This window comes from Xanthomonas sp. NCPPB 1754 (assembly GCF_041475725.2).
GTDB classification, from domain to species: Bacteria; Pseudomonadota; Gammaproteobacteria; order Xanthomonadales; family Xanthomonadaceae; genus Xanthomonas; species Xanthomonas euvesicatoria.
Genome location: NZ_CM192982.1, coordinates 1,120,684 through 1,143,194 on the forward strand (window position 1 = coordinate 1,120,684; position 22,511 = coordinate 1,143,194).

19 protein-coding genes are annotated in these 22,511 nt (G+C 64.4%); 10 read left to right on the plus strand and 9 right to left on the minus strand.

The genetic code is table 11. From position 1 onward, the window contains the following. Positions 1–75 precede the first annotated feature (75 nt). The 3 genes from ACCQ15_RS05015 to typA form a co-directional block, all read right to left on the minus strand. Entirely contained in the window at positions 76–1,725 is a 1,650-nt protein-coding gene (locus ACCQ15_RS05015) for an amidase (RefSeq protein ID WP_372381541.1), read from the minus strand. A 104-nt stretch (positions 1,726–1,829) separates the two neighbouring features. Then, positions 1,830–2,249, minus strand: a complete 420-nt coding sequence (locus ACCQ15_RS05020; protein ID WP_008571656.1) for a DUF2127 domain-containing protein — start codon at positions 2,247–2,249, stop codon at positions 1,830–1,832. Between the two features lie 67 nt (positions 2,250–2,316). After that, positions 2,317–4,146, minus strand: coding sequence for a translational GTPase TypA (gene typA / locus ACCQ15_RS05025; protein WP_003486646.1), 1,830 nt, complete (start codon positions 4,144–4,146; stop codon positions 2,317–2,319). A 241-nt stretch (positions 4,147–4,387) separates the two neighbouring features. Here typA and ACCQ15_RS05030 point away from each other — a divergent pair, with 241 nt between their 5' ends. Next, complete coding sequence (locus tag ACCQ15_RS05030; protein ID WP_003486644.1) at positions 4,388–4,882, plus strand: peptidylprolyl isomerase; 495 nt, start codon at positions 4,388–4,390, stop codon at positions 4,880–4,882. A 118-nt stretch (positions 4,883–5,000) separates the two neighbouring features. Next, complete coding sequence (locus tag ACCQ15_RS05035; protein WP_008571655.1) at positions 5,001–5,987, plus strand: malate dehydrogenase; 987 nt, start codon at positions 5,001–5,003, stop codon at positions 5,985–5,987. 83 nt (positions 5,988–6,070) lie between these two features. Here the strand turns inward: ACCQ15_RS05035 and ACCQ15_RS05040 are convergent, their stop codons facing one another. The 4 genes from ACCQ15_RS05040 to ACCQ15_RS05055 all read right to left on the minus strand — a co-directional run bounded on the left by ACCQ15_RS05040 (position 6,071) and on the right by ACCQ15_RS05055 (position 12,171). Then, positions 6,071–6,685, minus strand: a complete 615-nt coding sequence (locus ACCQ15_RS05040) for a glutathione binding-like protein (RefSeq protein WP_008571654.1) — start codon at positions 6,683–6,685, stop codon at positions 6,071–6,073. A gap of 408 nt (positions 6,686–7,093) precedes the next feature. After that, the gene (locus ACCQ15_RS05045) at positions 7,094–7,555 is read right to left on the minus strand and encodes a cell wall hydrolase (protein ID WP_372381272.1); all 462 of its coding nucleotides are present in this window, start codon (positions 7,553–7,555) and stop codon (positions 7,094–7,096) included. Between the two features lie 1,351 nt (positions 7,556–8,906). Continuing rightward, entirely contained in the window at positions 8,907–10,946 is a 2,040-nt protein-coding gene (locus tag ACCQ15_RS05050) for an FAD-dependent oxidoreductase (protein ID WP_372381273.1), read from the minus strand. 202 nt (positions 10,947–11,148) lie between these two features. Continuing rightward, on the minus strand, positions 11,149–12,171 hold the full coding sequence (locus tag ACCQ15_RS05055; RefSeq protein WP_014089494.1) for a zinc-binding alcohol dehydrogenase family protein: 1,023 nt from the start codon (positions 12,169–12,171) through the stop codon (positions 11,149–11,151). 415 nt (positions 12,172–12,586) lie between these two features. Here ACCQ15_RS05055 and ACCQ15_RS05060 point away from each other — a divergent pair, with 415 nt between their 5' ends. The 3 genes from ACCQ15_RS05060 to ACCQ15_RS05070 all read left to right on the plus strand — a co-directional run bounded on the left by ACCQ15_RS05060 (position 12,587) and on the right by ACCQ15_RS05070 (position 15,272). Beyond that, positions 12,587–13,684 carry an OmpA family protein gene (locus ACCQ15_RS05060; RefSeq protein WP_008571649.1) on the plus strand — a complete coding sequence of 366 codons (1,098 nt, stop codon included), beginning with the start codon at positions 12,587–12,589 and terminating at the stop codon, positions 13,682–13,684. 192 nt (positions 13,685–13,876) lie between these two features. After that, complete coding sequence (locus ACCQ15_RS05065; protein ID WP_372381274.1) at positions 13,877–14,392, plus strand: hypothetical protein; 516 nt, start codon at positions 13,877–13,879, stop codon at positions 14,390–14,392. A gap of 19 nt (positions 14,393–14,411) precedes the next feature. Next, entirely contained in the window at positions 14,412–15,272 is an 861-nt protein-coding gene (locus ACCQ15_RS05070) for a pseudouridine synthase (RefSeq protein WP_372381275.1), read from the plus strand. On the opposite strand, the gene ACCQ15_RS05075 is transcribed toward ACCQ15_RS05070, so the two are convergent. After that, positions 15,223–15,615 (minus strand): HNH endonuclease, encoded by a 393-nt coding sequence (locus ACCQ15_RS05075; RefSeq protein ID WP_122273214.1) that lies wholly within the window; start codon positions 15,613–15,615, stop codon positions 15,223–15,225. The two genes, ACCQ15_RS05070 and ACCQ15_RS05075, sit on opposite strands and share 50 nt — an antisense overlap. A 2-nt stretch (positions 15,616–15,617) precedes the next feature. After that, the gene (kbl, locus tag ACCQ15_RS05080) at positions 15,618–16,826 is read right to left on the minus strand and encodes a glycine C-acetyltransferase (RefSeq protein WP_218495993.1); all 1,209 of its coding nucleotides are present in this window, start codon (positions 16,824–16,826) and stop codon (positions 15,618–15,620) included. 90 nt (positions 16,827–16,916) lie between these two features. On the opposite strand from kbl, the gene ACCQ15_RS05085 reads away from it, so the two are divergent. The 5 genes from ACCQ15_RS05085 (at position 16,917) to ACCQ15_RS05105 (ending at position 21,863) form a co-directional block, all read left to right on the plus strand. Continuing rightward, a complete protein-coding gene (locus ACCQ15_RS05085; RefSeq protein ID WP_014089499.1) occupies positions 16,917–18,014 on the plus strand; it encodes a sulfate ABC transporter substrate-binding protein in 1,098 nt (365 codons plus the stop codon). A 3-nt stretch (positions 18,015–18,017) separates the two neighbouring features. After that, positions 18,018–18,878 (plus strand): sulfate ABC transporter permease subunit CysT, encoded by an 861-nt coding sequence (gene cysT / locus ACCQ15_RS05090; protein WP_011346559.1) that lies wholly within the window; start codon positions 18,018–18,020, stop codon positions 18,876–18,878. After that, complete coding sequence (gene cysW, locus ACCQ15_RS05095; RefSeq protein ID WP_011346560.1) at positions 18,875–19,828, plus strand: sulfate ABC transporter permease subunit CysW; 954 nt, start codon at positions 18,875–18,877, stop codon at positions 19,826–19,828. Before cysT ends, cysW begins: the two co-directional genes overlap by 4 nt. 7 nt (positions 19,829–19,835) lie before the next feature. Beyond that, positions 19,836–20,867 (plus strand): sulfate/molybdate ABC transporter ATP-binding protein, encoded by a 1,032-nt coding sequence (locus ACCQ15_RS05100; protein WP_008571641.1) that lies wholly within the window; start codon positions 19,836–19,838, stop codon positions 20,865–20,867. Positions 20,868–21,146: 279 nt separating this feature from the next. Continuing rightward, the gene (locus tag ACCQ15_RS05105; protein ID WP_011346562.1) at positions 21,147–21,863 is read left to right on the plus strand and encodes a TorF family putative porin; all 717 of its coding nucleotides are present in this window, start codon (positions 21,147–21,149) and stop codon (positions 21,861–21,863) included. The last annotated feature ends 648 nt before the right edge of the window (positions 21,864–22,511 follow it).

A 22,511-nucleotide genomic window follows, 5' to 3' on the forward strand; every position in this document is an offset into this window, starting at 1 on the left:
CATCGAATGTGTTCGGCAGGCAGTTGCACAAGCACCCGCCGGGGCATCCTTCTTGGGCGCCAGGTATAACGGCGGTCAATCATGCTGGTGCGAACCGGGCGCAGGCGCGACGGGTATCGTGCCTGACGTGGCCCCACCTGGCGCAGCCGGCGCACTCGGCGCATAGCCAGGCGTAAAGCGCGCATGGCTGTGTTGCTCGTATGCATACGCCAGCTCGATCAGGCGCGGCTCGCTCCAGGCCGTGCCCATGAACAACAGGCCCAGTGGCAAGCCCTGGGTCTGTCCCATCGGCACGCTCAGGCTTGGATAGCCGGCCACCGCCGCGGCACCATAGCCGGCGCCGGGGAAGGTATCGCCCTTGCCGAGTGTGGTGATCCACGCCGCGCCCGTCGTGGGCACGATCAAGGCATCCAGGCGATCTGCCTTCAAGGCTGCGTCGATGCCTTCCGGCCCCGCCAACCGCTTGGCGTTGGCGCGCGCGCTCAGATACCCCGCATCGTCGAGACCGGGCGCTGCCTGCGCCTGTTCGAACAATTCCTGCCTGAAGTACGGCATTTCGCGCTGCGCGTGCTTGCGATTGAACGCAATCAACTGCTCCAGGTTCGCCACAGGCGCGTGGTGGTTCTGCAGATACGCGTTCAAGCCGGCCTTGAATTCGACCAATAAGACCATCTGCTCTGCAGCATCCCACTTGCCATCGGTGACCAGGGCGGTCTCGACCACGGTGGCGCCAGCGTCACGCAGGGTGCGCACGGCGCGGTCGAGCGCCGCGGCGATTGCCGGATCCTCGCGCAGCGGGTTGCGCAACAGGCCCAGGCGCGCGCCACGCAGGCTGTCGGGTTTCAGGTAGGCGAGATAATCGACGCTGGTCGCCGGTGCCTTGGCGGTGGCGGGGTCCTGCGGGTCGGGTGCGGCGATGGCCTGCAGCACTGCAGCCGCATCGGCGACGCTGCGGGTCATCGGGCCGGCGGTGTCCTGACTGGCGGAAATTGGGATGATGCCGTCGCGACTGACCAGGCCAACGGTCGGCTTGAGCCCGACCAGGCCGTTGACCGATGCCGGACAGGTGATGCTGCCATCGGTTTCGGTCCCGATGCCGACGGTGGCCAGGCTGGCCGCGATGGCCGCACCGGTGCCGGCACTGGAGCCGCAGGGATTACGATCCAGCGCATATGGATTGCGCGTGAGCCCTCCGCGTCCGCTCCAGCCGGAACTGGATTGGGTGGAGCGGAAATTGGCCCATTCGCTGAGGTTGGTCTTGCCCAGGATCACCGCGCCGGCGGTGCGCAGGCGCTGCACCATAAACGCATCGCGAGCGGGGCGGAACTCGGCCAGGGCGAGGGAGCCGGCGCTGTTGACCATCGGCAGCGCGTCGATATTGTCCTTGAGCAGCACCGGGATGCCGTGCAGCGGCCCACGCACGTGGCCGGCTTTGCGTTCGGCATCCAGGGCGCGTGCGTCGGCTTCGGCCTGTGGATTGAGTTCGATCACCGCGTTGAGCCAGGGGCCGGCGCGATCGATGCCGGCAATACGCTGCATATACGCGCGCGTCAGTTGCAGGCTGCTGCTCTGGCCGCTGGCCATGCGCGCCTGCAGGCCGGCCACGTCGGCCTCGCTCAGATCGAGAGGGTGGGCGGTGGACGCGTCGGCAGCGCTGGCCGCAGAACGCGACGGATCATCGGCATGCGCACAGCCGCACAGCGCGGCAAGCAGCGCGAAGGACAAAAGGGTGGATCGCATGGATGGTCGTCCCCGGGGAGAAGTCGCAGGCTAACGGCGCTGCGTCGGGGTGACAACGTAAGGACGTGCCCGCCAACGGGCAGGCAGGCTCAGCGACGGCGGCGTCGCACCAGGTCGCGTGCCAGCACGCCGACCACCAGCAGGTTGATCGCCAGCACGCCCCAGGCGGTCCAGCCGGGATGACGCACGATGGCGTAGATATCGAAAGGCAGATAGATGGCCGCCGACAGGCAGCCCAGCACCGAGGCCCAGGCCTTGGCACGCCACAGACCCCAGGCTTCCACCACATGCAGCAGGCCATAGGCCAGCATGGCGGCAGCGGCCAGATGCACCGCATCGGGGCTGATGGTCTTGAGCAACGACGGCAGTGCGCCGTGGTCGGGGTCCAGGTTGAAGCGGCGGATCAGGGTGATGACCGCGTTTTGCAGCGGGAGCGGGCCCAGAATTTCCAGGCCCGTCGCCGCCAACAGCGCAAGCGTCCCCTTGACCGCCTCAAGCAAGGCGATCACATGCAGTCCCGGATGCGCGCGCGGATCCGGGCTATAGGGTTTGTTACTCACGCGTCAGCTCAACAACTCAGCCCGAACGGCCAGCGCGCTTGCGGTCGCTTTCGGTCAGGAATTTCTTGCGCAGGCGGATTTCCTTCGGGGTGACTTCCACCAGCTCGTCGTCCTCGATGAAGTCCAGCGCCTGTTCCAGCGTGTACTTGATCGCCGGGGTCAGCTTGATCGCATCGTCCTTGCCCGAGGCGCGCATGTTGGTCAGCGGCTTGGTCTTGATCGCGTTGACGGTCAGGTCGTTGTCCTTGGAGTGGATACCCACCAGCTGGCCTTCGTACACGTTGTCGCCTTCGGCGGCGAACAGGCGGCCACGCTCTTCCAGCGGCCCCAAGGCATACGCCGGGGTCGCACCCGGTGCATTGGCAATCATCACGCCGTTCTGGCGCTTGGCGATGGCGCCCTGTTCCTTCGGACCGTAGTGGTCGAACACGTGGAACAGCAGGCCCGAGCCCTGGGTCAGGGTGCGGAATTCGTTCTGGAAGCCGATCAGGCCACGCGCCGGGATCATGTAATCCAGACGCACGCGGCCCTTGCCGTCGGGCTCCATGTTCTTCAGCTGGCCCTTGCGGGTGCCCAGCTTTTCCATCACGCCGCCCTGGTGCTGTTCTTCGATGTCCACCACCAGCTGCTCGATCGGCTCCATCAACTTGCCGTCGATTTCCTTGATGATCACTTCCGGACGCGACACGGCCAGCTCGTAGCCTTCACGACGCATGTTTTCGATCAGCACCGACAGGTGCAGCTCGCCACGGCCGGAGACCAGGAACTTGTCGGCGTCCGAGCCTTCCTCGACCTTCAGCGCCACGTTGTGCACTTTCTCGCGGTCCAGGCGGTCGCGCAGCTGGCGGCTGGTCAGGAACTTGCCCCCGGACAGGTCCTTGTTGCCGGCGAACGGCGAGTTGTTGACCTGGAAGGTCATCGAGATGGTCGGTTCGTCCACGGTCAGCGCCGGCAGCGCTTCGGGATGATCGAGCGCGCACACGGTGTCGGAGATGGTCAGTTCCTGGATGCCGGAGATGGCCACGATGTCGCCGGCCTCGGCGGTGTCCTGCTCGATACGCTCCAGGCCCAGGAAGCCCAGCACCTGCAGCACCTTGCCCTGGCGCTTCTTGCCTTCGCGGTCGATCACGCTGACCGGCATGTTCTTCTTCAACGTGCCGCGCTGGATGCGGCCGATGCCGATCACGCCGACGAAGTTGTTGTAGTCCAGCTGGCTGATGCGCATCTGGAACGGGCCGTCCGGGTCCACGTCCGGGGCCGAGACGTGCTGCATGATCGCTTCGTACAGCGGGGTCATGTCGCCTTCGCGCACGTCCGAATCCAGGCTGGCGTAGCCGTTCAGTGCGGAGGTGTAGACGATCGGGAAATCCAGCTGCTCGTCGGTGGCGCCGAGCTTGTCGAACAGGTCGAACACCTGGTCGATCACCCAGTCAGGGCGTGCGCCGGGACGGTCGATCTTGTTGACCACCACGATCGGCTTGAAGCCCATCGCAAAGGCCTTCTGGGTCACGAAGCGGGTCTGCGGCATCGGGCCGTCCATCGCGTCGACCAGGATCAGCACCGAGTCCACCATCGACAGCACGCGCTCGACTTCGCCACCGAAGTCGGCGTGTCCGGGGGTGTCGACGATGTTGATGCGGTTGCCCTGCCAGGTGATGGCGGTGTTCTTGGCCAGGATCGTGATGCCACGTTCCTTTTCCTGGTCGTTACTGTCCATCACGCGTTCAGCCAACACGGTGCGTTCGGACAGGGTGCCGGACTGCTTCAGCAGGCAGTCGACGAGGGTGGTCTTGCCATGGTCGACGTGCGCGACGATGGCGATATTGCGGAGTTTTTCGATAGACATGCGGAAAGGGCCCCTGTCTGGCGCCAGTCTTGAGATGAGGTAAGCCCGACATTATAGCGGTTTCGTTGCGCTGCCGTTGCCGATTGCCCGGAGTCGATTCAGATCGCCCATTCAGCCAGCGTGACGGGCCGCGCGCCGGGCGGGCGGGAGCGTTGAACGATGGTCGTACCCATGCGGCCGGCCACGCACCCGGGTGTATCCTAGCGGGCTATTGATCACCCCAGAGCCTGCAAGGATTTCTATGTCCCTGATCGCCACTTTCGACACCTCCCGCGGCCCGATCGTCGTCGAGCTGTACCCGGACAAGGCCCCGCTGACGGTTGCCAACTTCGTTAACCTGGCCAAGCGCGGCTTCTACAACGGCCTGAGCTTCCATCGCGTCATCGCCGACTTCATGATCCAGGGCGGTTGTCCGGAAGGTTCCGGCCGCGGCGGCCCGGGCTACCGTTTCGAAGACGAGACCAACAACGGCGTGGGCCACGAGCGCGGCGTGTTGTCCATGGCCAATGCCGGCCCGAACACCAACGGCAGCCAGTTCTTCATTACCCACACCGCCACCCCGTGGCTGGACGGCAAGCACACCGTATTCGGCAAGGTCACCCAGGGCCTGGACGTGGTCGATAGCGTTGCCCAGGGCGACACCATCAATACGCTCACCATCGAAGGCGACACCGACGCCGTGCTGGCCGCCAAAGCCGACCGCGTTGCGGAGTGGAACAAGATCCTCGCCGCCTGATCGCATCCCGTCGAACGGCCGCCATGTGCGGCCGTTCGCTTGTCAACGCGCGCCGCCAGGCCCTGCGCCCCGCCAGCGTGCGACCCCCACCAACGTTTTTTAGCAGAGGAAACACCCCATGAAAGCACCTGTTCGTGTTGCTGTGACCGGCGCTGCCGGCCAGATCGGCTATGCCCTGCTGTTCCGCATCGCTTCCGGCGAAATGCTGGGCAAGGACCAGCCGGTCATTCTGCAGTTGCTTGAACTGCCGATTGAGAAGGCCCAGGCCGCCCTCAAGGGCGTGATGATGGAACTGGAAGACTGCGCGTTTCCGCTGCTGGCCGGCATGGTCGGTACCGACGACGCCGAAGTGGCCTTCAAGGACGTTGATATCGCCCTGCTGGTCGGTTCGCGTCCGCGCGGCCCGGGCATGGAGCGCAAGGACCTGCTGCTGGCCAATGCGGAGATCTTCACCGCACAGGGCGCGGCCCTGAACAAGGTCGCCAAGCGCGACGTGAAGGTGCTGGTGGTCGGCAACCCGGCCAACACCAACGCCTACATCGCCATGAAGTCGGCGCCGGACCTGGACCCGAAGAATTTCACCGCCATGCTGCGCCTGGACCACAACCGCGCGCTGAGCCAGCTCTCGGCCAAGCTCGGCAAGCCGGTTGCCGGCATCGAGAAGCTGGCGGTGTGGGGTAACCACAGCCCGACCATGTACCCGGATTATCGTTTCGCCACCGCCGATGGTGCCTCCGTCGGTGATGCGATCAACGACCAGGAGTGGAACGCTTCCACCTTCATCCCGACCGTGGGCAAGCGCGGCGCAGCGATCATCGAAGCGCGTGGCCTGTCCTCGGCCGCCTCCGCCGCCAATGCCGCCATCGACCACATCCGTGACTGGGTGCTGGGCACCAACGGCAAGTGGGTGACGATGGGCGTGCCGTCGGACGGCTCCTACGGCATTCCGGAAGGCGTGATGTTCGGCTTCCCGGTCACCACCGAAAATGGCAAGTACACCATCGTCAAGGATCTGCCGATCGACGACTTCAGCCAGAAGTACATCGACAAGACCCTGGCCGAGCTGGAAGAAGAGCGCAGCGGCGTGGCGCACCTGCTGGGCTGAGTTATTCGGTCACTGCTGTCATGAAAACGCCGGGCATTGCCCGGCGTTTTTTTATTGCGCCTCGCGTGGCAGAGACTGCGCGGTCAGGCCAGGCCTTCGGCCTTGAGTGCAGCCTGCACATCGGCATCGGCCAGCATGCGTTGCACGAACGCCTGCAGCGCATTCAATCCATCCAGATTCACCGCAACTTTCTGCGCCCACAGCAAGGTGACGAACAAATACGCATCGGCACCGGTGTGGCTGTCGCTGGCGAGCCAGGTGCGGCCTTGCAGATGCGCATCGACGCGCTCGTACAGCGTGCGCAATTTGCTGCGCGCATCGTCCTGGCTGCGCGCAATCAGCGCCGGGTCCTGCAGATACGCGGTGCTGCCGAAGATCGGCTTGAAGGTGGGGTGCACGTCGGCATTGACGAAGGCGATCCACCGATTGATCTCGGCACGGCTGCGCGCGGTGCCATCGCCGGATAGGCCGGTGAGTGGTGCGATGTCGGCGATGTAATTGAGAATGGCTGCATTCTGGGTCAGTGCCCAATCGTCGACCATCAGCAATGGCACCGAGCCTGCCGGATTCAGACGCAGATACTCTGGAGATTTCATCGTTGCCGCATCGACCACGCTCAGGTCGAACGGCAGCCCCGACCAACGCAACACGATGTGATCTGCCAGCGAACAAGCGCCGGGCTTGGTATACAGCTTCATGGACGATCCACGCGGGAATGAAGACCCAAGCTTAGCGGGCAGACGATGCCGTGTGGAGCGCGCAGCGGGAATTGGGCTTCAGCAGGGCGCCGCTCATTGGCCCATGGCTCGCTCGCGCTGGTGTCGCGCCGATATGAACGGCATCACCGAACTGGCAGCGCGCACGTGGCGGCTCCGGCCTGGTCAGGCTCTTCTTTGCAACCTGTCCGGGCGCGGGAAGCGAGTCGGTGCCTGATAAGGCTTGCTGCCGCGCTGGTCGATCGCCATGCGTGCAGTGTGTCCGTTGTATGCGACGCATGAGCGTCTTGAGATAGGCGCTTGAAACACGTCAAACGCAGCGGCACTGCGTCTCGATGATCAACGATCCCAGCGACGTATGACGCTCAGAGATACCGCGACAGTCCGCGCTCAGGACGCGTTGCGCGGGCGCAGCGATTGCACGCGATAGAACGTGTGGTCGCCGATGGTGGCCACCTGATAGGCCTTACGCCAGCTGGGGCTCGCAATTGCGCTTGCGGCAAAGTGGCTGGCGCCCGGCACGATCTCCTTGCGTTGGCCAACCGGCAATGCCCAGTTGCGCTGCGCCGCCAGTGCCACGCCCAATGCCTTGTTCCAGGCATCGTCGTTCTTCAGCTGCGTGCCTGGCGCGACGATCGTCGGCGCGAACTGCTTGCGTGCAGTGACCACCTGACACATCGAATCGCCCCACAAACCACTATCCAGGCGACGCAACGCAACTTCTGCAACGGCCTGTTGGCCACGCAAGGTCTGGTCGCGCGCTTCCAGATAGACGGTCGTGCTCAAACACAGCGAATCTGCGGCTGGCTGCGGCAACACATGCGACAGCCAGAGTATCCAAACAAGTTTCATAGAACTCCTTGCTCCGTATGGGCCGGTCCGCAGAGCATCCAATGTGGATGCACCAGTGCAGAGGGCTTGGCGTCATGGGGAGGCGACCTGCCACCGGTCGCCAAATGCTTCGGCGAAAGACCATCTGCCGAAGGCGCCCACCAAATGCGGTGGGTCAAAAAGTTGGCGCAAGGTAGGCGTCGATCACACAATCGCGGCTGAATGAGAGGGGTTGACGACTGCAACCGCCCGCAACGCATGGCGCTGCACACAAGCCTCGCGTGCATCGCAACATCGCATCTGCGTCGCATCGTTGCAGCGACTGTTGTGTTGCCTGAATTTTTTGCCACATCGCGCACGCTGCGGCATTGCGCGTTGGTTTGGGAAGATCGCCTGGCGGCCAAAAAAGCACCCTCCGCATAAGCGAATTTTTCTTACACGCGCTCGTCACGCGTTGTTGTGTTGTCCAGTTGAGTTACGCAATTGGTTTCGTACATCGACCACGGATGCGCGAGAAAAACGAGCGTTGCGGTGACGCCAGCGATGGCGCAAGTGCTACGTGTCCGAGATACATCGTCGTGCTGCAGTCTTGGCGATTTAGACATCATCTTGGATGCGTACAGATGCGCGGTCTCGACGCATCTTGCTGATAACGCCATCGGAAGCAGCACAGACGCCATCCGCTGCAGCGAAAGCTATCTGCCATTACGACGCGATTTCCGTCACTGCATGACGTTCGGAGGATGCGTGACCATGTTTCGACAGCTCGTCGATCATTCGATGCGCCAGGGATGCGCCCTAGTGCGTTGCGATGGGTTCCGAGGTCGCCTGCTTATGCGCGCAAGAGCACGAAGAAGCTCAAGTGCAGAAGTGCCAGGCACATAAGTTTCAAAACGAATGGACGCCAAGGCGAAGGAGGCGATGAGGCGCCAGGTGCTGCAGTCAGTGCAGCACGCACTGTCGGCAGCGCGCGCATGCAGCTTTCGAAATTCCTTGTCCAAGTGACAAAGCGTGCGGTGTATTCGCATCCCATAACCGCGTTGATGCTCACGCGGTAACTGCGAATCGACAACGCAAGAAACAAGCATCGACCCGAGCGCGTTTCAGGTGCGCGAAGTGCCCGGCCGTCTACCAGGCAGGCGCGTGTCGAAATGTGCTGTCGTGCAGGCACGCAATATGGCAGGCGGCAGTGCGCGCGGTGACGATGCATCGGGCACATATCGCCGAGCCGCACGACAAGAAAAAGAACGGGCGTTGCAGACCGCCACATCCGCGTGCATGTCGGCGTCGGTCGCGCCGCATGCACGTCAGTCGTGCAGCCAGGACGCGAACACAACGACGGCGTCGTGGTGACGCCGTCTTCGAAAACCCGTTACAGGGTCGCGGCCAGCCGACTTGCCTGGTTGATCGCGCGCTTGGCATCCAGTTCGGCCGCCACGTCCGCGCCACCGATCAAATGCGGCTGCTGGCCATTGGCCTGCAGCGCAGCCAGCAACTCGCGACGCGGCTCCTGCCCGGCGCACACCACCACCGTACCGACATCCAGCAGCTGTTCGCTGCCTTCCACGCGAATGCGCAGGCCGGCATCGTCCACGCCCAGATATTCCACGCCGCCGAGCATCTTGACGCCCTTGGCCTTGAGCGTCGCGCGGTGGATCCAGCCGGTGGTCTTGCCCAGGCGTGCACCAGGCTTACCGGAGCTGCGCTGCAACAACCAGACCTGGCGGGCGGCGCGCTCGGGTTGCGGTTTGGTCAACGCACCGCGCGCTTCGAAGTTCGGGTCTACGCCCCATTCGGCCATCCAGCGCTGCGGATCCAGCGCAGGCGATTGGCCGGTGTGCACCAGAAACTCACCGACATCAAAGCCAATGCCGCCGGCACCGATGATCGCCACCTTGTCGGCGGCCAAGTGGCGGCCCAGCACCACGTCGAGGTAGCTCACCACCATCGGATGATCGGCACCGGGGAAATCCACCTTGCGCGGCTCGATGCCGGTTGCCAGCACGACTTCGTCAAAGTCTTTCAGATCGGCCGCCTGTACCGGGGTGTTCAGACGCAGCTGCACGCCGGTCGCTTCGATACGATGGCCGAAGTAACGCAAGGTCTCGTTGAATTCTTCCTTGCCCGGAATGCGCCTGGCGACATTGAATTGCCCCCCGATCGCATCGCTAGCCTCGAACAAGGTCACCCGGTGCCCGCGTTCTGCCGCCACTGTCGCGCAGGCCAGACCGGCCGGGCCGGCCCCGACCACGGCGACGCGCTTGGGCGTGGCAGTCGGGGTGTAGTTGAGTTCGGTCTCGTGTGCGGCACGTGGGTTGACCAGGCAGCTGGCCAGCTTGTTGTCGAAAACATGATCCAGGCAGGCCTGATTACAGGCGATACACGTATTGATGGTGTGCGACTGCCCGGCGCGCGCTTTATTGGTCCACTGCGGGTCGGCCAGCAGCGGCCGCGCCAGCGACACCATGTCTGCGGCACCGTCGGCCAGGATGCGCTCGGCCACCTCCGGCATGTTGATGCGGTTGGTGGCCACCACCGGAATGCGCAGATGCGGCTTGAGCTTGGCGGTGACCCCGACAAACGCGGCGCGCGGCACCGAGGTGGCGATGGTGGGAATGCGCGCTTCGTGCCAGCCGATACCGGAATTGATGATGGTCGCGCCGGCCGCTTCGATCGCTTGCGCCTGCGCCAGGATTTCCTGCCATTGGTTGCCGTCTTCGACCAGATCCACCAGCGACAGCCGGTAGATGATGATGAAGTCCGGCCCGCAGGCCTCGCGGATGCGCCGCACGATCTCCACCGCAAAGCGCATGCGCTTGCTGGCATCGCCGCCCCAGGCGTCGCTGCGCCGATTGGTGCGCGCGGCGGTGAATTCGTTGATCAGATAGCCTTCCGAGCCCATGACCTCGACGCCGTCGTAGCCTGCCTCGCGCGCCAGCCGCGCGGCACGCGCATACGCGGCGATCTGCCGGTCCACCGCGCCGGCCGACAACGCACGCGGAGTGAACGGGTTGATCGGTGCCTTGAGCCTGGACGGCGCAACCGACAGCGGGTGGTACGCATAGCGCCCGGCGTGCAGCAGCTGCAGGCAGATCTTGGCGCCGTGTTCGTGGACTGCGCGGGTGACCTGGCGATGCGGGCGTACTTCCCACGGCCAGGATAACTTGCCGCCGAATGGCTTGAGCCAGCCCACCACATTGGGCGAAAACCCACCGGTCACGATCAGGCCCACGCCACCGGCGGCGCGCTCGGCGAAATACGCCGCCAACTTGGGGAAGTCGCGCGCGCGGTCCTCCAGGCCCGTGTGCATCGAGCCCATCAGGACCCGATTACGCAATTGCGTGAAGCCCAGGTCGAGCGGGGTGAACAGGTGCGGGAAAGACAAGGCGGAGGGGCCGGTGGCGGGAGACATGATGTGGATACGCTGGCGTACGGATTGCGCACGATGCCGGCAAACCGGCCTGGCGGCAAGTCCTGGTGCATGCAGCGGCGCGCCGATGCTGCAGACGCCCGTTCGGCACCACGCCTGTGCTGCCGCCCGCACAGGCGCGCCCCGATGCGCAGGCGCCTTCGCACCAGGGCATCGGGGCAGCGACCGCGGCCCGCCGGCCGCCTTACCAGCCGGCCAGCACCAGCTTGCCGATCGTGCTGCCGCTTTCCAGGCGACGATGCGCCTCGCGCAGCTGCTGCGCATTGATCGGCGACAGCGTCTCGGTATGCGTGGTGCGCAGTTCGCCGGCATCGATCAGGCTGGCCGCCCGGTTGAGGATACGGTGCTGCTCGACCATGTCCTCGGTCGCGTAGCGCGCGCGCGTGAACATCAGCTCCCAATGGATGCCGATGCACTTGGATTTGTAGGGGTCGCCGATCGACAACGGTCCGCGCGGCTCCACGATCAGGCCCACATGGCCCTGCGGCGCCAGCACTTCGCCCAGTGGCTGCCAGTAGCGGTCGGTGTCGGCCAGATTGAGCGCCGCGTCCACCGTGTCCAGTCCCAGCGCCTGCAGTTGCGGCTGCAGCGGTTGGTGATGATCGATCACGTGATGCGCGCCCATTTGGCGAACCCACTCGATGCTCTCCGGGCGCGAGGCGGTGGCAATCACCGTGAATCCGGCATGCCGCGCCAGCTGGATCGCGATGGAGCCCACGCCACCAGCGCCGCCGATGATCAGCAGATGCCTGCCGCGATTGCGTGCACCGTCGAACGAAAAGGGCATGCGCTGGAACAGCAGCTCCCATGCCGTCAGGGTGGTCAGCGGCAACGCGGCCGCCTGCGCGAAGCTGAGCGAGGTCGGTTTGCATCCGGCAATGCGGGCGTCCACCAGCTGGTACTGCGCATTGCTGCCCGGCCGCCCGATATCGCCGGCGTAGTAGACCTCGTCGCCGACCGCAAAGGCGGTGACCTCCGGGCCAACCGCCTCGATCACCCCGGCGGCGTCGTAACCCAGGATCTTCGGCGCGTGCAGCGGTTGCGGCTTGGGCGCGCGCACCTTCGTATCGACCGGGTTCACCGAGATCGCTTCCACCCGCACCAATAAGTCATACCCCGACGGCGCCGCAGGTGTCGGAAGTTCCATGTCAAGCAGCGATTCGGGATCGTCGATCGGAAGATGGCGGGTGAGGGCGACAGCTTTCATTGGAGCGCTCCAGAGCGGGAGGTTCAGGGTGCGTTGTGGAGCAAGTCGCCCGCAACCACCGACCCCACAATTCAGCTCGGACGGGGCCTGGAGTTCACCAATGTAGTTTTCGAGGCCGCCTGGGACGCTAAAAACCAGTCAGCCTGAAAGCGTATTCAAGTGACTTAATTGGGCCGCGGTTCATGCAGGCGCGTTATCCGAATTGGGCGCGCGGTCCTTTCCTTCATGAAGCTGTATACGTAGTATTGCTTGGCGTTGCGGGACCTGGTGATTGCTTTCACATGTTATATGACCGTTAACGCGATCTTCACCGAGGCCGGCTTAATCTGCGCCCCGATGGCTCTGGATGTGACGAGCATCTTTACCAAGCACAACGCCTCTATCGGTTTTATCTCCCAAAGAAGGAGCTGTATAAATGAACAAGAAAATTCTCACTGCCGCGTTGCTCGGCGGTCTGGCAGTTGCCCAGGCTGCATCCGCGCAGGAGTTCGACGACCGTTGGTACCTGACCGGTAGCGCTGGCTTCAACTTCCAGGACAGCGATCGCCTGACCAATGATGCCCCGTTCGTCACCCTGGGTCTGGGCAAGTTCGTCAGCCCGAACTGGTCGATCGACGGTGAGCTGAACTATCAGAACCCGAACTTCGATGCCAACCAGGATCTGAACTGGAGCCAGTACGGCATCTCGTTCGACCTGCGTCGCCACTTCATCCAGGAAGGCCGCGGCTGGAACCCCTACCTGCTGTTCGGCCTGGGCTACCAGCGTTCGGAAGAAGAATTCGACGCGACCCCGAACCCGGTTTCGCCGGGCCAGCAGAAGGACGGCAACTTTGCCGCCAAGGCTGGTGTCGGTCTGCAGACCACCTTCGACAAGCGCGTCGCCGTGCGTGCCGAGTTGGCCTACCGCGCTGACTTCAACGACCAGAGCGTTGCCGCTCCGCGCGAAGACTGGTTCGGTGACGTGCTGGCTTCGGTCGGCGTCGTGATCCCGTTGGGACCGGCTCCGTCGACCGCTCCGCCGCCGGCTCCGGCTCCGGTTGCTCCGAGCTGCGCCGATCTGGATGACGACGGTGACGGCGTCAACAACTGCGACGACAAGTGCCCGAACTCGCAGCCTGGCCAGACCATCGGTCCGGACGGTTGCCCGGTTCCTGTCTCGATCGACCTGAAGGGCGTGAACTTCGACTTCAACAAGTCGACCCTGCGTCCGGATGCCGTCTCGATCCTGAGCGAAGCGACCGAAATCCTGAAGCGTTACCCCGACCTGAAGGTCGAGGTTGCCGGTCACACCGACTCGAAGGGTACCGACGCGTACAACCAGAAGCTGTCCGAGCGTCGTGCGACCACCGTGTACGACTACCTGACCAAGAACGGCGTCGATGCGTCGCGTCTGGTCGGCCCGATCGGCTACGGCGAGAGCCGTCCGATTGCTCCGAACACCAACCCGGATGGTTCGGACAATCCGGAAGGTCGTGCGAAGAACCGTCGTACCGAGCTGAACGTCCAGAACTAATTGGACCGCTAGCTTTGCTGCATACAAAACCCGGCCTTGCGCCGGGTTTTGTCTATGCAGGCCCTAGAAAAGCGCGCTCAGGCGCTGCCGATCCTGTCTGTGTTGCCATCCAGGCACGGTTCCTGTTGAAACAGCGTTCATCGCTGCCTACACTCGCCGCGTCAATACCACACTCATACTTGGAAGAACCCGATGCTGCGTACCGCTACGGCAGGACTGCTCTGTCTCGCTCTGATCCCCGCCGCCTACGCCGCTCCGAACTGCGCCGGCAGCATGGTGTCCCAGCCACTGCCGCTGCCCGCCACCGTGGTTGCACCGGCGGCTGCCGAGTTCTACACCCGCAGCGTGCAGCTGGGCATGCCCACTGGCGTGCTGGCACAGCCCTATAGCAGCGACCAGTCGGTGGATCGCGTGCTGCTGCGCCTGCGCGTGGAAGGCTGCCAGGATCTGGCCAAGGTCATTCCGCCTGGCGGCACCGTCAACCCGAACGACCCGGCGGCCTACAAGGCGACCACCGCGTTCGACAACACCCCGTGGCGCTTCGACATGAGCCAGAACGGCAAGCGCATGACGGCAGAAGAATTCGATGCCTGGATGAAGGCCCGCGGTGTGCGCGTGGTCAAGGCACGCCCGGCCGCTGGCGCGGCACCTGCCGCGGCAGCGCCCGCAGCACCTGCAGCCGAAGCCAAGTCGGTCGAAAACAAGTAAGCCCTGCGGTCGGGACGGCATGCCCCGGCGACCTGCGCCGGCAACGTCCCGGCAGCGTCAGCGTGGTCCGGGAGCGGCCGGTGCAGTGCGCACCTCCGCTGCCCCATCCGCCAATGCCGCGCCACGCCATGGGCTGGCGCGTGTGCTGTCCAAGCTTGGTGTGTGTTCGCGCACCGAGGCAGCGCGCTGGATTGCCGATGGCCGCGTCAGCGTGTCGGCGCGTGTGGTGCGCGACCCCGAATTTCCGATCCGCGGCGATCAGCAATCGTCCATCACTGTCGATGGGCAGCCGCTCGCGGGGCCGGCGCGTTGCTATCTGATGCTCAACAAGCCGCGTGGCGTGGTCACCACCGTGCGCGACGAGCAGGGCAGGGACACTGTCTACCGTTGCTTCGATGGCGCCGGCCTACCGTGGATCGCGCCGGTGGGGCGCCTGGACAAGGCCAGCGAAGGCCTGCTGCTTTTCAGCAACGACCCCCAATGGGCGGCGACGGTGACCGACCCGGCGAGAGGGCCGGACAAGACGTACCACGTGCAGATCGATTGCCGCCCCAGTGCCGCGCAACTGACGCAGCTGCAGGCCGGTGTGGCAGATACCGATCCTGAGGGGGAGGGCGTGCTGTTGCGTGCCAAACAGGTCAGCGTGCTGCGCGAAGGCGAGCGCAATGCCTGGCTGGAAATCGTGCTGGACGAAGGCCGTAATCGGCAGATCCGCCGGCTGTTGGCCGCAGTCGATATCGGCGTACTGCGGCTGGTGCGCGTGGCGATCGGCCCGCTGGCGATGGGGGAGCTCGGCAAAGGCGCGTGGCGGATGCTGAGCGCCGAGGAAGTCAGGGCGTTGGTACCGGCAGCGCGCGCCAGCGCGCCAGACGCGCGCTGAGCAGGGCGCTCACCACTTCGTAAGCGCGTGCGTCGCCGGCGCCGTTGGCATCGTGGCGGCGCCCCTTGGCGTGATTGCAGCCGGCACAGGCCAGCGCCAGATTGCGCGCATCGTTGGCATCGCCGCCCACCAGCGCGCACAGCGCCGCCGCCGCGCGACGACCGAACCAGGCCTGCGGCACCACGTGTTCCAGCGTGGTGTGGCCAAGCGGTTCGCCGTCGGCGCGCACTTGCAGATGCCGACGGCAATGCAGGCAGCGTGTCTCCCAATGGCCGTCGCGCAGCTGCGCCTGCGCATCGGTCTGCGCCGCCAGCAGCAGCCGTTGGCGCAGCACCGTGCGCATGCTCAGGCGTCGATGACCTTGAGTTCGCGCCCGATCTTGATGAACGCTTCGATCGCTTGATCCAGGTGCTCGCGCGTATGCGCTGCGCTGATCTGGGTGCGAATGCGCGCCTGGCCTTTCGGAACCACCGGGAAGAAAAAGCCGATGGCGTAGATGCCTTCTTCCAGCAAGCGCTCGGCGAATTTTTGCGCCAGCGGTGCGTCGTACAGCATCACCGGGCTGATCGGATGCACGCCCGGTTTGACGTCGAAACCGGCGGCGGTCATGCGGGCGCGGAAATAGGTGGTGTTTTCGACCAGCTGCGTGCGCAGCTCGCCCGCGGCATCCAGCATGTCGAAGGCCTTGATGCCGGCAGCCACCACGTGCGGCGGCAGTGAATTGGAGAACAGGTAGGGGCGCGAACGCTGGCGCAGCAACTCGATCACTTCGCGCTTTGCGGTGGTGAAGCCGCCGAGTGCGCCGCCCATGGCCTTGCCCAGGGTGCCGGTGAAAATATCGATCTGGTCCAGTACGCCTTTGACCTCGGCCGAGCCGCGGCCGGTGGCGCCGAGGAAGCCGGTGGCGTGGCATTCGTCGATATGCACCAGCGCGTTGTATTTGCGGGCCAGGGCAGTGATTTCGTCGAGCGGGGCGATGAAGCCGTCCATCGAGAACACGCCGTCGCTGGTGATCAGCTTGGTCTTGCAACCGGCGGCGTCGGCGGCCTGCAGCTGCGCCTCCAGATCGGCCATGTCGCAGTTGGCGTAGCGGAAGCGCTTGGCCTTGCACAGGCGCACACCATCGATGATGGAGGCATGGTTGAGCGCGTCGGAAATGATGGCGTCGTGCTCGCCCAGCAGCGGTTCGAACAGGCCGCCGTTGGCATCGAAGCAGGCCGCGTAGAGGATGGTGTCTTCGGTGCCGAAGAACTCGGCGATGCTGCGTTCCAGTTGCTTGTGCAGATCCTGGGTGCCGCAGATGAAGCGTACCGAGGCCATGCCGAAGCCGTGGCTGTCCAGCGCGTCCTTGGCGGCCTGGACGATGTCCGGGTGGTCGGCCAGGCCCAGATAGTTGTTGGCACAGAAGTTCAGCACGCGGCGGCCATCGGCCAGGGTGATCTCGGCCGACTGCGGACCGGTGATGATGCGCTCGGACTTGAACAGGCCTTGGGCCTGGATGGCCTCCAGTTCGGCGGCGTAATGGGCAGTCAGCGCGGCGGGAGCGGTGGTCATGGCGGTCGCAGTGGCAGAAAGAAGCGCAATTTTAACGATCACGGTGGCATACCACTACGTCATGCAAAATCGGCATAAGAGGCGGCGCTGATGTCATTTCACCGCCTGCGTGCCGCTGCGCAGCATGGCATGCTTGCTGTTCAGCTGTGCTCAACCGGCCAGGAGATCGTCGTGACATACCCCCGTTTCCGTTTTGCCTCCCTTCTTTGCGCCTTGCTGGTCCTGGCCGGGCCGGCTGGCGCGCGCGAGATCGGGCTGCTCAACGTAAGCTACGACCCCACCCGCGAGTTCTACCGCGACTACAACGCCGCCTTCGCCGCGCAGTGGAAACAGCAGCACCCGCAGGACACGGTGACCGTGGAAACCTCGCACGGCGGCTCTGGCAAGCAGGCGCGCGCGGTGATCGATGGCATCGAGGCCGACGTGGTGACCCTGGCGCTGGCCTACGACGTGGATGCCATCGCGCAGAAGGCCAAGCTGATCGATGCCGATTGGGAAAAGCGCCTGCCCGACAACAGTGCGCCGTATACCTCGACCATCGTGTTCCTGGTGCGCAAGGGCAACCCGAAGAACATCCACGACTGGCCGGACCTGCTGCGGTCTGGCGTGGCGGTGGTGACGCCGAACCCGAAGACCTCCGGAGGCGCGCGCTGGAACTATCTGGCCGCCTGGGCGTATGCCGACCACATCTTCAAGGGCGACCGCCAGCGCATCCTGCGCTACATGCAGGCGCTGTTCCGCAACGTGCCGGTGCTGGATACCGGCGCACGCGGTGCCACCACGACGTTCGTGCAGCGCGGCATCGGCGATGTGCTGCTGGCCTGGGAAAACGAAGCGCTGCTGGCGCGCGAGGAACTGGGCAAGGACAAGTTCGAGATCGTGGTGCCGAAGTTGTCGATCCTGGCCGAGCCGTCGGTGGCGCTGGTGGACAAGAACGTCGACAAGCATGGCACCCGCGAGGTGGCCGAAGCCTACCTGCGCGATCTGTATGCGCCTGAAGGGCAGAAGCTGGCAGCCAAGCATTTCTATCGCCCGCGGCATCCCGAATTTGCCGACCCGGCCGACATGGCGCGGTTTCCGGACATCAAGCTGGTGACCATCCAGCAGGCGTTCGGCTCATGGGAGAAGGCGCAGCAGGAGCACTTTGCCGACGGTGGCGTGTTCGACCAGATCCAGGCCAACAAGTAGGCGATGTCGATGTCGGTTGCACCCCACCCAGCGCCGTCATCGCGCCGACGCGTGATGCCGGGGCTGGGCCTGAGTCTGGGCATCACCCTGACCTGGCTTGGCCTGATCGTGCTGATCCCGCTGCTGGGCATCTTCATCAAGACCAGCGGTCTGGGCTGGGAGGGCCTGTGGCGGGTATGGAGCGAGCCGCGCGTGCTGTCGGCGCTGCGGGTGAGCTTCGGCACCGCGTTTGCGGCCGGTGCCTTCAACGCGGTGATGGGCACCTGGGTGGCCTGGGTCTTCGTGCGTTACAGGTTCCCGGGCAAGCGCTTTTTCGATGCGGTGATCGATCTGCCGTTCGCGTTGCCCACCGCGGTGGCCGGCATTGCGCTGACCGCGCTGTACGGCGGCAACGGGTGGGTGGGGCGCTGGCTGGAGGCGATCGGGATCAAGGTGGCTTACACGCAGCTGGGCATCGTGCTGGCGTTGGTTTTTGTGGGCCTGCCTTTCGTGGTGCGGGTGGTGCAGCCGGTACTGGCAGAGAGCGATCGTGAAATGGAGGCTGCCGCCGCCACGTTGGGTGCCTCGCGCTGGCAGACGGTATGGCGGGTGGTGCTGCCGGGGCTGTGGCCAGCGGTCCTGACCGGGTTTGCGCTGGCATTTGCGCGCGGCGTGGGGGAGTACGGCTCGGTGATCTTCATTGCCGGCAACCTGCCCAATTCCACCGAGATCGCCCCGCTACTGATCACCATCCGGCTGGAAGAATTCGACTACGCCGGCGCCACTGCCATTGCCGCGGCCATGTTGTTGCTGTCGTTCGTGATCCTGCTGGTGGTCAATACGCTGCAGGCACGGCTGCTGCGCTATCAACGGAGGCCCGTATGAACGATGCCGTTTCATCTCTGCCTTCCATGTTGCCTACCCACGCCATGACCAAGCAGGCGCGCCGCATCAGCGATTCGGCCACCAATGAGCCGCGCTGGGTGCAATGGCTGATGATCCTGGGGGCCGTGCTCTTTCTGCTGGCGTTCTTGCTGCTGCCGCTGGTGCTGGTGTTCGCCGAGGCATTGCGTGGCGGTTGGGAAACCTTCCTGCGTGCGGTGGTCGACCCGGACGCGTTGTCGGCGATCAAGCTGACCTTGCTGGTGACGGCGATCGTGCTGCCGTTGAATCTGGTATTCGGCGTGGCCGCGGCGTGGGCCATCAGCAAGCATCAGTTCTGGGGCAAACGTCTGCTGGTCAGCCTGATCGACCTGCCGTTTTCGGTGTCGCCGGTGGTGGCAGGCTTGATCTTCGTACTGATCTTCGGCCGCAGCGGCTGGGCCTGGCCGCTGATCGACGAAGGCTGGCATGTGCAGCTGCCGGTGCTGGGCGAGTTGGTAATTCAGCTGCCGCGGATCGTGTTCGCGTTGCCGGGCATCGTGCTGGCGACCACGTTCGTGACATTCCCCTTCATCGCGCGCGAACTGATGCCGCTGATGGAGCAGCAGGGCAGCGACGAGGAACTGGCGGCACTGAGCCTGGGCGCGAACGGCTGGCAGATGTTCTGGCGGGTGACGTTGCCCAATATCCGTTGGGGCCTGCTGTATGGCGTGCTGCTGTGTGCGGCGCGCGCGATGGGCGAATTCGGGGCGGTGTCGGTGGTGTCCGGGCATATCCGTGGACGCACCAATACGCTGCCGCTGCATGTGGAAATTCTCTACAACGAATATGCCTACAGCGCCGCATTTGCCTGCGCGTCGCTGCTGGCACTGACCGCGCTGCTGACGTTGGCGCTGAAGACGTATCTGGAATGGCGACACGGCGATTCGCTGGCCGCCAACCACCGCCATTGAGGTGACCATGGGCATCCGCATTCACCGCCTGCGCAAGCAGTTCGAGACCTTTACCGCGCTGGACGACATCAATCTGGAAGTGCGCCAGGGCGAGTTGCTGGCCTTGCTTGGGCCCTCCGGCTCGGGCAAGACCACGCTGCTGCGGATCATGGCCGGGCTGGAGCATGCCGATGGCGGCCAGGTGCTGTTCGGCGATGAAGATGCCACCCGCATGAGCGTGCAATCGCGCCGGGTCGGCTTCGTGTTCCAGCACTACGCATTGTTCAAGCATATGGACGTGTTCGAGAACATCGCGTTCGGCTTGCGCGTGCGCCGCGGCAACGCGCGTTGGGCCGAAGCGCGCATCCGTGCGCGCGTGGAGGAATTGCTGGCGCTGGTGCAGCTGCAGGGCCTGGAGCAGCGTTATCCCACCCAGCTCTCCGGCGGCCAGCGGCAGCGCGTGGCGCTGGCGCGCGCGCTGGCGATCGAACCGCGCGTGCTGTTGCTGGACGAGCCATTCGGGGCGCTGGATGCGCAGGTGCGCCGCGACCTGCGCCGTTGGCTGCGCGAGTTGCACGAACGTACCGGCCTGACCACCGTCTTCGTCACCCATGACCAGGAAGAAGCCCTGGAACTGGCCGACCGCGTGGCCATCCTCAACCGCGGCCGCATCGAGCAACTCGACACGCCGGCCATGATCTACGACAAGCCGGCCTCGCCATTCGTGTATTCGTTCGTGGGTGCGGTGAACCGTATCCCCGGGGTGCTGGCGCAGGGGCAGATCCAGGTGGCTGGGCACGCACTTCCCCTGCCCAATGCCGCGCTGGCTGCAGGGCCGGTGGAGGTATATGTGCGGCCGGAAGATCTGGTGCCCGACGAGGCGGGCTGGCCGGCGACGGTGGCGTGGTCGCAGCGCAGCGGCCCACGCCTGCGGCTGCGCGCAACGCTGGAACCGGCGGGCAACGAAGTGGAGGTGGAACTGCCGGCCTCTGCCGGTAGCTTTCAGCCAGGGCAGCAAGTGCGCTTGGCAGCACGGCAGTACGGGATATTTCCCGCGTAAGCGGGCGCCGGCTGAGATCGCAGGGCGCGGGAATGGATGAGCGAGGCGCGTTTCGCCTTTGCTGCGACCAATTCCCACCGCCCGATTTCAACCCCGAACATCAAGATTCGGCGCAAGCGGTCGATGACATCGACACCTGATTCGCGCATGGGCTCTTGAGTGTGTGCGCTGGATCAAGCGAACGCGACTTTCATGTTGCGCTGCAATGACAGTTGGACTAATAAGTCCTTGCAGCCTCGCTTCGCGCCATCCCACCGTTCATCGCTCCAGGAGATGCCCATGAAGTCGTCCCCGCTCGCTTGTTGTCTTTCGTTACTCCTGTTGGGCGTTGCACCGCTTGCGCAGGCGCAGGACGAAGATGCGTCTACATCGCCGTTCAGTGGCACCTTCGCGGTGACCAGCGATTACCTGTTCCGCGGTATTTCGCAGACAAATGAAGAGCCTGCGTTTCAGGCCGGTTTGACCTACAAGACGCCATTCGGGTTGTACCTGGGGACCTGGTCGTCCAACGTCGATTTCGGCGCCGGCGACCCGGATTGGGAAGTGGATGGTTTCGTCGGCTACAACACCGACCTGGGCACCCACTGGAACTTCGACGTCATGATCAACCGTTACCAGTATCTGGGAGCGGGCGCATCCAACTACGCCGAGTTGATCACCAAGACCACGTTCCTGAAGACCTATAGCGTGACGGTCGCCTATACCGACGATCTGTACGGCAGCAAGACCGATGGCTATTACTACGCCTTCGATGCCAACTGGACGTTGCCGTACGACTTTACGCTCGGCGCGCACGCAGGGCACAGCGTCTACACCTCGTCGCTGAGTCAGGTGGACCACGACTACAACGATTTCGGCGTCAACGTCGGCAAGACGTTCGGCCCGCTGGGTTTGAGCGTGGGTTATTACGACACCAGCAAAGCCGCCGAATTCGGCTTCGGTCGTCAGAATTCGCAGAACCATCTGGTGGCAACGGCGACCGTCACCTGGCCGTGATGGCGACTGATTGAAGCGACTCTGACAACGTGCAGAGTCCTCGTCATGCGGGAAGCGTCGGCGCACTGGGTTGTCTGCCTCTGCGTCCAAACCAGGTCAAGACTCGTGGCTTGGCTGGTTCGATTCTTGAATGACTGCAGCTTGTGGATCGATCACGTGTGGAGCTGCCGATCGGCGGACCGTCTGCAGGGTCCTTGCCCGCCCACCATCGCGCAGCACGCGGCACGTGCGTCCGTGCAAGCTCCGTGGCGTTGTCCATGCCGCCACGGGTCCCGCGACGGTGAGCGGCAAGGACCAGTTGAGCTGGTCGGTGCGTCGAGTTCCAAGGAGGCATTCAGTAGACGATCTGCCGCGGTGTGTTCGTTCTTCAATGAATCCACCAGCAACTATCCGGCGCGGTGTCCTTGCCGATTGCGGGACCGTTGGCGGCATGGATGCCGCCATCGCGCCTACATGGACGTACTTGCGGCGTGTCCCGCGAGCGGCGAGGGCACCGCGCAATCGGCCCACTAGGCGTTTATCCAGACCCTAGCCCACCCCGCGTTGCTTGAGACGCTTCGCCAGCTCCTGAAAATCGCTCGCAGCATTTGTCAGCAAGCGCATGTCTTAAAAACGCAAAAGGCGCCTCGCGGCGCCTTTCGCAGATCT

Coding starts and splice junctions, on each gene's coding strand:
- typA (WP_003486646.1), bottom strand. CDS start 4,146: ATGTCTATCGAAAAACTCCGCAATATCGCCATCGTCGCGCACGTCGAC.
- ACCQ15_RS05030 (WP_003486644.1), top strand. CDS start 4,388: ATGTCCCTGATCGCCACTTTCGACACCTCCCGCGGCCCGATCGTCGTC.
- ACCQ15_RS05035 (WP_008571655.1), top strand. CDS start 5,001: ATGAAAGCACCTGTTCGTGTTGCTGTGACCGGCGCTGCCGGCCAGATC.
- ACCQ15_RS05040 (WP_008571654.1), bottom strand. CDS start 6,685: ATGAAGCTGTATACCAAGCCCGGCGCTTGTTCGCTGGCAGATCACATC.
- ACCQ15_RS05045 (WP_372381272.1), bottom strand. CDS start 7,555: ATGAAACTTGTTTGGATACTCTGGCTGTCGCATGTGTTGCCGCAGCCA.
- ACCQ15_RS05050 (WP_372381273.1), bottom strand. CDS start 10,946: ATGTCTCCCGCCACCGGCCCCTCCGCCTTGTCTTTCCCGCACCTGTTC.
- ACCQ15_RS05055 (WP_014089494.1), bottom strand. CDS start 12,171: ATGAAAGCTGTCGCCCTCACCCGCCATCTTCCGATCGACGATCCCGAA.
- ACCQ15_RS05060 (WP_008571649.1), top strand. CDS start 12,587: ATGAACAAGAAAATTCTCACTGCCGCGTTGCTCGGCGGTCTGGCAGTT.
- ACCQ15_RS05065 (WP_372381274.1), top strand. CDS start 13,877: ATGCTGCGTACCGCTACGGCAGGACTGCTCTGTCTCGCTCTGATCCCC.
- ACCQ15_RS05070 (WP_372381275.1), top strand. CDS start 14,412: ATGCCCCGGCGACCTGCGCCGGCAACGTCCCGGCAGCGTCAGCGTGGT.
- ACCQ15_RS05075 (WP_122273214.1), bottom strand. CDS start 15,615: ATGCGCACGGTGCTGCGCCAACGGCTGCTGCTGGCGGCGCAGACCGAT.
- kbl (WP_218495993.1), bottom strand. CDS start 16,826: ATGACCACCGCTCCCGCCGCGCTGACTGCCCATTACGCCGCCGAACTG.
- ACCQ15_RS05085 (WP_014089499.1), top strand. CDS start 16,917: ATGTCATTTCACCGCCTGCGTGCCGCTGCGCAGCATGGCATGCTTGCT.
- cysT (WP_011346559.1), top strand. CDS start 18,018: ATGTCGATGTCGGTTGCACCCCACCCAGCGCCGTCATCGCGCCGACGC.
- cysW (WP_011346560.1), top strand. CDS start 18,875: ATGAACGATGCCGTTTCATCTCTGCCTTCCATGTTGCCTACCCACGCC.
- ACCQ15_RS05100 (WP_008571641.1), top strand. CDS start 19,836: ATGGGCATCCGCATTCACCGCCTGCGCAAGCAGTTCGAGACCTTTACC.
- ACCQ15_RS05105 (WP_011346562.1), top strand. CDS start 21,147: ATGAAGTCGTCCCCGCTCGCTTGTTGTCTTTCGTTACTCCTGTTGGGC.